The organism is Campylobacter concisus, assembly GCF_003048555.1.
Taxonomy (GTDB): domain Bacteria; phylum Campylobacterota; class Campylobacteria; order Campylobacterales; family Campylobacteraceae; genus Campylobacter_A; species Campylobacter_A concisus_AO.
Genome location: NZ_PIRR01000012.1, coordinates 33,132 through 43,974 on the forward strand (window position 1 = coordinate 33,132; position 10,843 = coordinate 43,974).

Below are 10,843 nucleotides of genomic sequence, written 5' to 3' on the forward strand. Positions count from 1 at the left end.
TTATCTATACTCAATCTGCGAAGTAAGATCGTCATTTTTAAAAATTTTTAAAATCATTTTTGCAAAATTTGAGCCAACGATTGCACTAAGCTCATATCTTGTATCTGAATTTGGCTCTTCAAAAATGAATACACCAAGCTCCTCAATGTATTCTTTTTTGACAAATTTATCAAATATAAATGAAAGAATATAATCGCTCTTTGGAAGCCTAATATAGCTTATATCAGCCCCATCCAAGATAGCATGAAGCAATAGCTTTTTTTTAAGCAATATATCAGCAAAATATGCTGCATTCTCTCTTGAACTTTGTGTTTTTGATAGTTTGCTTGCTGGAAGAGCAAGCCTATCTATATCATTTGTTTTTAAACAAGATATGCCAAAGATATTAAGAAATTCTTCATTTTGTGAATCTTTTAAAAGATCTTGTATTTTTTGATTACAAATTTTAGAATATTCAGCTTTTTCAAAATAACTTTTAATATCAGCCGCCCCAAGCGCAAAGGCATTTAATGATAAAAATATAACAAGCAAAAATTTCACAACGTATCACTTTTTATCTTATTTATTAGCTCATTTATTTCTAGCTTATTTTTATTTTTATTATATTCTTCTAATGCACGCAATGCGTCATCTTTTTGTTTTAGCATATATTTTGCCTTAGCAAACATAACCCAAGACTCCTCAATGCTACTATCTAAATTATTTGCCGATAGTGCCCATTTTATAGTGTCACTGTATCTTTTATCTTGATAGCATTTTCTTGCTATTTTAAGGGCGATTTCTGGATTTTTATTTTTATTAAAATCTTCTTTTAGCATAGAAATTTCATTATTTTCACTTGAAATTTGAATATCAATTTTTGGCTTTGTCTTTGGTTCTAATTCTATTATCTCTTCATTTGGTAGAGGCTGCCCATTTTGTATATTTTCATTTTCAGTTGGTAAATTTAGCTTTAGCCAACCGCCACCATTTCTTTGTTTTTTATCTGATGCCTGCTCTTTATTATCTTCATTTAGCTTTATGGATTGTTCTAGCTTTTTAGCTATTTTCTCAGCGAGCTCATCTTGTTTTTTATCTGATTCAAATCTCTCTTTTGCCTGCTCACTTTTTTGTTTGCCATCTTCTAAAATATTTTTACTGACATTAGTTTCAGTAAAGGTTGTGTTCTTTTCTTTTATATCTTTTTGTATCGTCAAATTTTTCTCAACTAAAGTTGGAGTATTGGTTGTCTCTTTTTTGTTTTTAGCATTTGAGAAAAATAAAAAAGCACCAAAAATAAAAGCGATTAGCAAGATCATAATTATTAAAAGGCCTAGCTTTTTATGTGATAACAATTTTAAAAAGCTATTTTTATTCTTTTTTTCGTACTCTTCATAGAGCTTTTCTAACCTTTGAATTTCTTGTAATTCAAGCATGAATTATTCCTGTATCAAGTGCAGACATTGTTAAAATTTTAATATTTGCGTCCTCGCTACTTAATTTTGATGGCTGGTTTTGTTCGTAATATTCACAAATTTCATAAAATTTATACATAATTTTATTTAGTGTGCGTAGATTTCCGCAACAAAGCTCATAGGCTTTGTCATAGTCTTTTTTATGAAAATTTAGGTATTTATCGTAGCCTTTTTGTCCTATTTTTCTTTGCAAATAGACTATGATTTCATTCGTGTTTGCACTTCCAAGCTCTATACTCTCCCAAATTCTAGTTTGAAAATAGTCTTTTGCTAACACATCTTCATTTTCAGTTTTATGAATCGTAAATAGAAATTTAAATAATCTTGTATCGGCCATCAGCCTTATTTTTTCGATCAATTCAGTAGGATAAAGTTGCGCTTCATCCAAGATGACAACTATTTGGTTTTGTAAAATTTCATCTTTATTTTTAAATTCTTTTGAGTAGTGTGCGACAAAACTTTCAAAATTATTTATATTATCAAGTTTATTTCCGTATATATCTTCACAAAGAGCTTCTATAAATGTAGCCTCGCTAAAAAAAGGATGCGGGAAAAAAATTAATTTTTTATCCTTTTGAAGATCAGAGGCTATCTTGTTTAACAAAAAAGTCTTTCCACTGCCAGGCTTGCCATAAAAAAGTATAAGCTTTAATGGCTTTTTTAGAGCCGAGACGATCTTATTGTAACAAGTGATTGAGTTATCTAGATTAACAAAATCAGCTACTTCGTCTTCGTTGATAAAGATATCTTTTATATCTGTATAAATATTCTTATTATTCATAGATCGTTTTAGAAAAACCTAAGTCTTTTAATGATTGATTAAGTGGCTTTTTTTTGTCAAAATCAACTACATGAGGAGTGATGACAAAGATAAGCTCTGTTGTTTTTATATTGTCTCTTGTACTTTTAAAGACGCCACCTATAAGTGGGATGTCAGAAAGAAGAGGCACAGAAGTATTATTTTTACCCTTTGTCTGGCCTATTAATCCACCAAGAATAATAGTATCACCGCTATCAACTTGAACAACGGTTGAAAGCTTCTTTTGCACTGTATCTGGAGCAATCTCTCTTAACGCATTTTGTCTTGTGTCGTCTTCAGCGTATTTAAAGTTACTAAGCGATGGATTGATTCGAAGCATGATTTTATTATTATCAGAGACTTCTGGTAGTAAATTTAATAATATGCCTATAAAAACAGAGTATTGTTTGTAAGTGGTTGTCAACCTATCGCTATTGCTGTTTCCATTGTCAGTCTTTTGTTGAACACGGTAGTTTATGTTATCACCAACTGAGATTAGCGCTTGCTGATTATTAAGTGTTGTTACTTTTGGACTTGATATAACCTTTGTCTTTCCATTTGTTTCAAGAAAATTTATCATTCCATCAAGGCTAAAATTTAAATTAGCTGCGATATTTAATGTACGTCCAAATCCATCGCTTAGGCTATTGCCTTTATTTGTCCAAGTTGCACTTGAGCTCGGATTGTTTCTTGAATTACCAATGTATGTATTAAATCCAAGTTCAAATTTACTCCAATCAACGCCTTGTTTGTATTCATTATTTAACTCAACTGAGATAATAGAAACATCAATAATTACTTGTTTTTTTAGTCTTTTTTGCATTTCATCTATATACTTCTCAACTCGCTTAAGTTGAGAAGGGGTAGCTGTAACAGTGATAAGACCTGCATTTTGATTTATGATAGGATCAGGCGCTGTGATATGTTCGCTACTATTATTTAAAATAGCTTTAAGCTCAGCATCTAGTTTTTCCCAAAAGTCAAACCTTTCAGTAGTTTTTATAAGGTTGCTTGAGCCTTGAGAACTATCATCTTGGGAATTATCGCTACTACTTGAACCACTAGAAATTTCAGATGGAGTAGCATCCACTGAAGCTTGGGTGACAGCAGTTCCTTCTCTAATAGAAGTTATATAATCTAGTTTAAAAATTTGAGTTTTTAAAGATGAAATTTTTAATACATTATTTGAAAACTCGTAGCTTAAATTTTTCTCACTTAAAAGTAGGTCGAAAACTTCGCTAAGACTCATATTTCTGATATTAACACCAAAAACTTTATCTTTTAGCTCTGTTTTGCTATAAGTATCCTTTGCAACAATACTAAAGTTACACATTTCTGAAAGCTGATTTAACACATCTACTAGCGCAACATCATCTGAAATTTTCATATTAAAATTCTTGCTTAAACAACTACTCTCATTAGCACTAGCATAATTCATATTTAAGCAAATGAGTGCACCCATTATTAATATTTTATTTAATCTTAATCTCAACATTTTTACTTCCATTTTTTAAAATTAGCTCTTGTTTCTCATCGCCTTTTACTAAAAAAACGCTATTTTTAGTAATGTTAGCTATTTTGTAACCATCAACAATATCACCGACAGCATACCATTTGGAATCAATATTTGCTTTGTTTAATAAAATTGCTTTTAAACTAAGCCCTTTTGAAGCTTGAGTGATAATTGATAAATTTTGATCTGTTACCGTCTTGATAGGCTCTTGCTTAAAAGGATTTTTTATACTAGAAAGCTCAATATCGCTAAGACCGCTTCTTTTTTCCTTTATTTTTTCAAAAATTTTATCATAAGAATCCATTTCCTCTTGAAGCTGATTAGCAAAAGCAATATTTAAAAATAAAAAAGCCAATAAAATTTTTATTTTCATTAGTATTTCATCCCCCAAACAGATATCGAGATCTTAGCGCCAAGCTCTTTTTGGGTAGAATTTACATCCATTTTATGAAGATCAACCACTAGCTTTGATTCTTCAAGGCCATTTATATATGAAAGCATATCTTTAAAACCTCCCAAAAATGTCAAGTCAATATTTAAAATTTGCTCAATTTTTTGGAAATTTGGCTCTTTTATATCACTTTTTAACTCTAAAATTTTTATATTATTTTGCTTCGCTAAAGATACGATATTGTCTAAGAAATTTGCCCAATTTTGATCGTTAAATAATAAAAACGATAGTTCTTTTAGCTTTGAGTCAAAATGAGCATTAAATTTTAAAACGCTAGAATATTTGCCTTTAAGCGTTTCAAGTATTTTTGACTCTTCATTTATTTTAAAATTTTTATCCCCACTAGGTGAGCTAGTCGATCTTAAATAATCTCTTGTTCTTGAAAGATCATTGCTAATTTTAGTATGCGTATTAAATCTTTCATCATAAAAATCTTGCGACGGATCAAAACAAAGCATATAAACAATATAAATAATAATTAAAGCTGAACCCAAAAAAATTATATTTGTTTCGCTTTGTTTTTTTGCGTCAAAATACTTATCTATTTTACTTAAAACGTCTTGTCTCATTGTCTAATCTCTATACTTATATTACTTTCATACTCGTTATTTTGTTTATCTTCTTTAATTTTTTTTGTATTTACTGAATATTTAGGCGTCTTGCTGATATCTTTTATTAGCTGCGTAATCCTTTTTTCATTATCGCTAACAACCGTTACAGTTAAATTTTTATCATTATTTTTAATATTTGTTATAAAAACGCTATTGTTGTTTATCATATCGGTAATTTCAAAAAGATTTAAACCTTTCATTACGTAATGATCTTTTTTATTTTCAATTTCTTGAAGCAACCCTTTTCTAAAATTTAACTTCTCTTCCTCTTTGTCAGTCAATCCCTTTATATCATTTTGATCTTTTTTTAGTCTTTCAAGAGTACTTCTTATTTGTGCTGCTTGTGCATTAAGAACATCAAGCTCATCACTTAGCTTTTGTGAATCTGCCTCTAAAATACTGCCAGCTATATAATTATAAAGTGGATAGGACATGCTTAGGCAAAAAGCAGCGGCACATGTCAGTATAAATTTACCGCTTTTTCTCTTTGTGAACGGATCAGGCCTAAGTAAATTTGAGAAGTTAAAATCGGCATTAAAGGCCTCTTTTTTGTAAAAATTTGCATATAAAGCCATCATGTTATATCGTTCGCTAATGGCTAAATTTTTAGAATTTATTACAGTGCTTGTATTTAATTTCGTAGCATTTGTGCCGAGCTTTGTATTGATAAATTTTTCAAAACGCTCTATTTTATAGTCGCAGTCAATATAGATATTTTTTATATTTATGCTATAGATTCTATTGACAACATTTATCGTGTCATTTACGTAAAATATATAGTCCTCAAAAACAGTATTTAAATCGTAGCTAAAGCCTTCTTCATTGCTATCTAAAAGTCCTCTTGTTTTTAGGATATCTAAAAAGCTTTCTAGGCTTACTCTTTCGCCGCTTTGCTCTATAAATTTATCTTTTAGATAATTTAGTGTGTATCTTAAACCTCTTGATGTAAGGTATTCTCCATTTACATAAATGCTTATAAATGCTTCATCGGCCCTAAATGTCAAAAAACAATCACTCTGAGTGCTAGGAAGTAAGCCCTTTTTGTAGATAGCACTATATAAGAGTGGCTCTACAACGACATAATCTATAAAAGGTACTCTTTTAGAAATATTTTTAAATATTTTATTTATCGTTTCATTTGTGGCAATAAAAACATTAAAAATTCTGTCTTCTTTTTCAACATTGCTTTCAAAATAAACTATTTTATAGTCAATCGCAGGATCAAGAGAGAGCTCTTCATAAATTTTGATCGAGATATTATTTTCAATATCCTCATCATCTATTGTTCTTGAGATGTTTATGGTAGCTGTTATTATATCTTTGTACTCGATATAAGATATAAAAAAGTCTCGCTTTAAAATATTCTTTGAGAGACTTAGCGAATCGACATTGCTATTAGAAAATCTAAAACCTTCATATTCATAAGGATTTAGCGTAACGATTGGATTATCGTTAATTTTTCTAAGCTTTAACATAAAAATTTACCTCATAATGCTCTAATTGGGCTGTATTTTAATATTTTTACAATAAAAAATCAATATCCAATTATTTTATTAAGGCTCTTTTCTTCTTTACTCCAGCCTTTTTTAACGATTACATCGAGTTTCAAAAAGACCTTTGATCCGGTTAAATTTTGTATTAACTTTCTTGCAAAAATTCCTATTCGTTTTATCGTTTCACCATTTTTGCCAATGATCATACTCTTATGAATATCACGCTCTGTAATAATGCTTGCATAAATTTCAGTAATACCCGACTTTTCTTTTACACTTTTTATTATTGCGTCGCTAAGATATGGGATCTCGTCGCTTAAATTTTCATAGATCGCTTCAAGTATAAATTCTCTAAAAATTTCTTTCTCGTTTGTTGGCGTAAGAAATTCTGGATCATAAAAGTACTCATGCTCTGGCAAAAGCTTGCAAATTTCATCAAGAAGTGGCTTTTTATAGGTAGGCTGCTTGGTGCTAAAAGTAAGCAAAGATGCAAATTTATCTTGAAATTTCTGATACTGGGTAATTTTTTCTAAAACTTTTGCATTTGTGCTCTCATCTACTTTTGTTAGCACTAGTATGTGTGGTTTTTCAGGTTTTAGAGCTAAAAATTTCTCATAGTCGTCGGTATTATCGTGAATAGGCGCTAAAAATACGATAAGATCGCAGTCTCCCATCGATTTTATCGCTTGACTAATTAGTAGTTGATTTATCGCCTTGTTGCTCTCGTGAAGTCCTGGTGTGTCGGTGAAGATGATTTGATCTTCACCATTCATTACTATGCCATTTATCTTTCTGCGAGTTGCATTTTGTTTGTGCGAGACGATAGCGATCTTTTCGTTTAATAACGCATTTAAAAATGAGCTTTTGCCAGCATTTGTGCGTCCTATGATGCTAACAAAGCCTGATTTCAAAGTATATACCTCGCTAGGTCTTGATCTTCGACAACATCTTTTAGACGCTCTTTTACGAGCTCTTTTGTCACATTTATTTTCTCGCCGCTCTTTTCGCTAGCCTCAAAGCTGATATCTTCTATCACGCGCTCGATCACCGTATGAAGGCGTCTAGCACCGATGTCTTCCATCTTTTCGTTTGCGGCATGAGCGATCCTAGCTATCTCTTTTATCGCTTCATCGTCAAATTCTAGCTCGACATTCTCGGTTGAGAGCAGGGCGATGTATTGTTTTAAAAGCGAATTTTTTGGCTGAGTTAAAATTTGATAAAGCGCGTCCTCATCAAGGCTATCAAGCTCCACTCTTAGTGGAAAACGCCCTTGAAGCTCAGGGATGAGATCGCTTGGCTTGCTTATATGAAAGGCACCAGCCGCGATAAATAAAATGTGATCCGTTTTTAAATTTCCAAATTTGGTATTTACATTAGAGCCCTCAACGATAGGCAACAAGTCTCTTTGCACGCCTTCTTTGCTAGGATCCTGCCTGTTTGAGCCACCTGAGCCGACGGCTACCTTATCGATCTCGTCTATAAAGATGATGCCTTCGTTTTCAGCCCTTCTTAAAGCCTCAGTTTTTATGCTCTCAAGGTCTAAAATTTTATCATTTGCTTCGCTTTGAAGAGCTTTTTTAGCGTCTTTTACCTTCATCTCTTTTTTGATGTTTTTACCGCCGATGCCAATTATCTTTATAAAGCTCTCTTGCATCTGCGCCATGTCAGGTGGCACGTTTGAGCCAGCTTCAAGCGGGTTTTGCTGTACCTCGATCTCGATACTTAGCTCGTCAAGCTCGCCGTTTCTTAGCCTATTTAGCATCTTCTCATAGCTCTTAGTGTATTCTGTTTGCTTTTCCTCGCTTGCACCTTTTGGAAGTGGTGGCAATAGCTTTGAGACGATCTTTTCTTCGATGTAGGCGTTGATTTTGTCTTGGTTTTTCTCGCTTTGCTCGTTTTTTACGAGATTATATGATGCCATAGCAAGGTCTCTTACCATGCTCTCAACGTCACGACCAACAAAGCCAACCTCGGTATATTTGCTAGCCTCGACCTTGATAAATGGCAGCCCCATCATCTTTGAAAGACGCCTTGCGATTTCGGTTTTACCAACGCCTGTTGAGCCGATCATCAAGATATTTTTTGGCATGATGTCATCTTGCAAGCTCTTTTCAAGCTTCATGCGGCGGTAGCGGTTGCGAAGCGCGATCGCTATGATCTTTTTGGCGTCCTTTTGACCGATCACATAGTCATCTAAAAATTTGACAATTTCTCTTGGTGTTAAGTTCATTTTCTCTCTTATTCTAAAACATAAGTTTTGATGTTTGTATTTGTATAGATGCAAATTTCGCCGGCGATCTTAAGGCTCTCTTTGACTAGCTCTTCTTCGTCGATATCAGCAAATTTATCTAAAGCACGGGCCGCTGAGAGAGCGTAGTTGCCACCACTTCCAATAGCTGCTATCTTGCCATCTTCTGGCTCTACAACATCTCCAGTGCCACTAAGTAAGAAAATTTTATCCCTATCAAGCACAAGCATCATCGCTTCAAGCTTTCTTAGATACTTGTCTTTGCGCCACTCTTTGCTAAATTCTATAACCGCCTTTAGCAAATCGCCCTTTGTATGCTCTAAATTTTTCTCAAACATATCAAAAAGATTAAACGCGTCAGCAGTGCTACCAGCAAAACCAGCTAGAACTTTGCCGTTGTGAATTTTGCGAATTTTTACGGCATTGCCTTTTAAGACGGTGTTGCCAAAGCTCACCTGTCCGTCGCCACCGATGACCGCTTTATTTTTGCCTTTGTAGGCTAAGATGGTTGTCGCATGAAACATCTATTCTCCTTGCACATCAACCTTCAAGCTCGCATTTATCGAGTGTCCTAGCTTTACATGAACGTCATAAAGGCCGACTGCTTTTAGGTGAGTGTCCATGTCGATCGCTTTTTTCTCGACAACTAAATGATGCGTTTTCTCAAGCTCTGCTGCAATCTCTTCTTTTGAAACTGAGCCAAAAAGCGAGCCATTTGCGCCAAGAGTTTTCTTGATGACAACTGTCACTTTTTCAAGCTCTTCTTTAAGCTTTTCTAAATTTGCGATCTCATATTTTAGCTCTTCTGCCTTTCTTTTTTGAGCTGCTTCATATTGGCGAAGAACGTCTGGAGTAGCTGCTTTTGCAAAGCCTTTGCCGATTAAGAAGTTGTTGCCGTAGCCGTCTTTTACCTCTTTTATCTCGCCAGCTTTACCAAGCGCCTTTACATCTTTTATTAATAATACTTTCATTTTTATCCTTTTAAATTTTATTTTTAGTCAAATTTTCGCCCATTTTTGCGTGCGATGATGAAGCGAAGCGCGTTTAGTTTGATAAATCCCTCTGCATCTTTTTGGTCATACACGCTATCTTCTTCAAATGTGCAGTATGCCTCGCTAAATAGATTATCATTTTTACTGCTTCTGCCAAGGATAGTCACGTTGCCTTTATAAAGCTCAACTTTTACAGAGCCATTTACGTGCTCTTGGCTCTTGTCGATAAGGGCTTGGAGCATATTTCGCTCAGGTGACCACCAGTAGCCGTTGTAAATTAGCTCGGCATATTTTGGCATGATCTCATCTTTTAAGTGAGCTGCACCGCGGTCAAGTGTGATGCTCTCTATCGCTCTGTGAGCTTTTAGCATTATCGTGCCGCCAGGAGTTTCGTAGCAGCCGCGGCTCTTCATACCAACTGAGCGGTTTTCTACGATGTCAAGTCTGCCGATGCCGTGTTTTGCGCCAAGACGATTTAGCTCAGTTAAAATTTCAGCTGGGCTCATTTTTTTGCCGTTTATGCTCACTGGATCGCCTTTTTCATAGCCAATCTCAATGATCTCGCTCTTATCTGGAGCATCTTTGGGGCTTACTGTCCATCTCCACATATCATCTTCTGGTGCGTGGCTTGGGTCTTCAAGCACTAGACCTTCGTAGCTGATGTGAAGTAAATTTGCATCCATTGAGTATGGGCTTTTGCCTGGTTTTTTGGTGATATCTATGCCGTTTTTCTCAGCGTATGCCAAAAGTTTTTCACGGCTGTTTAGATCCCACTCGCGCCATGGAGCTATGATAGTTAGGTTGTCGCCAAGTGCGTAGTATCCAAGTTCAAAGCGAACTTGGTCGTTGCCTTTGCCTGTTGCTCCGTGACTCACGCCATCAGCGCCAACAAGCCTTGCGATCTCGCTTTGTCGTTTTGCTATTAGTGGGCGCGCTATTGATGTGCCGAGCATATATTCGCCCTCGTAGACTGCATTTGCTCTAAACATTGGAAATACATAATCACGTACAAATTCTTCTCTTAAATCTTCAATAAAAATATTTTCAGGCTTCACGCCAAGTGCTAGGGCTTTTTTGCGTGCAGGCTCTAGCTCCTCGCCTTGGCCGATGTCAGCTGTAAATGTGACTACTTCGCAGTTATATTCATCTTGAAGCCATTTTAAAATGATACTTGTGTCAAGTCCGCCAGAGTATGCTAAAACAACTTTTTTTACATCTTTTTTCATAGCTGTCCTTTTGTTGAAAATGGTCGTATTTTAGCCTAAATTGATTAATCTTTAAT

At 34.4% G+C, this 10,843-nt stretch carries 12 protein-coding genes; all 12 read right to left on the minus strand.

What is annotated here, in order from left to right; translation table 11 throughout:
• From CVS92_RS03465 to CVS92_RS03520, 12 genes are read right to left on the minus strand one after another with little or no spacing between them, the layout of a single operon-like run.
• Positions 1-540 carry a hypothetical protein gene (locus CVS92_RS03465; RefSeq protein ID WP_107788516.1) on the minus strand — a complete coding sequence of 180 codons (540 nt, stop codon included), beginning with the start codon at positions 538-540 and terminating at the stop codon, positions 1-3.
• Positions 537-1,415 (minus strand): transformation system protein, encoded by an 879-nt coding sequence (locus tag CVS92_RS03470; RefSeq protein ID WP_107788517.1) that lies wholly within the window; start codon positions 1,413-1,415, stop codon positions 537-539. Before CVS92_RS03470 ends, CVS92_RS03465 begins: the two co-directional genes overlap by 4 nt.
• The gene (locus CVS92_RS03475; protein ID WP_107788518.1) at positions 1,408-2,235 is read right to left on the minus strand and encodes an ATP-binding protein; all 828 of its coding nucleotides are present in this window, start codon (positions 2,233-2,235) and stop codon (positions 1,408-1,410) included. The genes CVS92_RS03470 and CVS92_RS03475 overlap by 8 nt, the downstream gene beginning before the upstream one ends.
• Entirely contained in the window at positions 2,228-3,748 is a 1,521-nt protein-coding gene (gene mshL / locus CVS92_RS03480) for a pilus (MSHA type) biogenesis protein MshL (protein WP_107788519.1), read from the minus strand. The genes CVS92_RS03475 and mshL overlap by 8 nt, the downstream gene beginning before the upstream one ends.
• Entirely contained in the window at positions 3,726-4,139 is a 414-nt protein-coding gene (locus CVS92_RS03485; RefSeq protein ID WP_180381461.1) for a hypothetical protein, read from the minus strand. Before CVS92_RS03485 ends, mshL begins: the two co-directional genes overlap by 23 nt.
• Positions 4,139-4,786, minus strand: a complete 648-nt coding sequence (locus tag CVS92_RS03490; protein WP_087584471.1) for a pilus assembly protein PilO — start codon at positions 4,784-4,786, stop codon at positions 4,139-4,141. Before CVS92_RS03490 ends, CVS92_RS03485 begins: the two co-directional genes overlap by 1 nt.
• Positions 4,783-6,303: a C4-dicarboxylate ABC transporter gene (locus CVS92_RS03495; RefSeq protein WP_107788520.1), complete on the minus strand. Its 1,521-nt coding sequence runs from the start codon at positions 6,301-6,303 to the stop codon at positions 4,783-4,785. The genes CVS92_RS03490 and CVS92_RS03495 overlap by 4 nt, the downstream gene beginning before the upstream one ends.
• Before the next feature lie 59 nt (positions 6,304-6,362).
• The gene (gene era / locus CVS92_RS03500) at positions 6,363-7,232 is read right to left on the minus strand and encodes a GTPase Era (RefSeq protein ID WP_107708505.1); all 870 of its coding nucleotides are present in this window, start codon (positions 7,230-7,232) and stop codon (positions 6,363-6,365) included.
• Complete coding sequence (hslU, locus tag CVS92_RS03505) at positions 7,229-8,551, minus strand: HslU--HslV peptidase ATPase subunit (RefSeq protein ID WP_107788521.1); 1,323 nt, start codon at positions 8,549-8,551, stop codon at positions 7,229-7,231. Before hslU ends, era begins: the two co-directional genes overlap by 4 nt.
• 8 nt (positions 8,552-8,559) lie before the next feature.
• Positions 8,560-9,093, minus strand: a complete 534-nt coding sequence (hslV, locus tag CVS92_RS03510) for an ATP-dependent protease subunit HslV (RefSeq protein ID WP_002940451.1) — start codon at positions 9,091-9,093, stop codon at positions 8,560-8,562.
• The gene (rplI, locus tag CVS92_RS03515; protein WP_054196623.1) at positions 9,094-9,540 is read right to left on the minus strand and encodes a 50S ribosomal protein L9; all 447 of its coding nucleotides are present in this window, start codon (positions 9,538-9,540) and stop codon (positions 9,094-9,096) included. It abuts the gene before it with no gap.
• Positions 9,541-9,563: 23 nt separating this feature from the next.
• Complete coding sequence (locus CVS92_RS03520; RefSeq protein WP_107788522.1) at positions 9,564-10,787, minus strand: argininosuccinate synthase; 1,224 nt, start codon at positions 10,785-10,787, stop codon at positions 9,564-9,566.
• Positions 10,788-10,843: the final 56 nt, after the last annotated feature.

Excerpts from the sequence above, each read along its gene's own strand:
- CVS92_RS03470 (WP_107788517.1), bottom strand. The coding sequence starts at position 1,415 with ATGCTTGAATTACAAGAAATTCAAAGGTTAGAAAAGCTCTATGAAGAG.
- CVS92_RS03475 (WP_107788518.1), bottom strand. The coding sequence starts at position 2,235 with ATGAATAATAAGAATATTTATACAGATATAAAAGATATCTTTATCAAC.
- mshL (WP_107788519.1), bottom strand. The coding sequence starts at position 3,748 with ATGTTGAGATTAAGATTAAATAAAATATTAATAATGGGTGCACTCATT.
- CVS92_RS03485 (WP_180381461.1), bottom strand. The coding sequence starts at position 4,139 with ATGAAAATAAAAATTTTATTGGCTTTTTTATTTTTAAATATTGCTTTT.
- CVS92_RS03490 (WP_087584471.1), bottom strand. The coding sequence starts at position 4,786 with ATGAGACAAGACGTTTTAAGTAAAATAGATAAGTATTTTGACGCAAAA.
- CVS92_RS03495 (WP_107788520.1), bottom strand. The coding sequence starts at position 6,303 with ATGTTAAAGCTTAGAAAAATTAACGATAATCCAATCGTTACGCTAAAT.
- hslU (WP_107788521.1), bottom strand. The coding sequence starts at position 8,551 with ATGAACTTAACACCAAGAGAAATTGTCAAATTTTTAGATGACTATGTG.
- hslV (WP_002940451.1), bottom strand. The coding sequence starts at position 9,093 with ATGTTTCATGCGACAACCATCTTAGCCTACAAAGGCAAAAATAAAGCG.
- rplI (WP_054196623.1), bottom strand. The coding sequence starts at position 9,540 with ATGAAAGTATTATTAATAAAAGATGTAAAGGCGCTTGGTAAAGCTGGC.
- CVS92_RS03520 (WP_107788522.1), bottom strand. The coding sequence starts at position 10,787 with ATGAAAAAAGATGTAAAAAAAGTTGTTTTAGCATACTCTGGCGGACTT.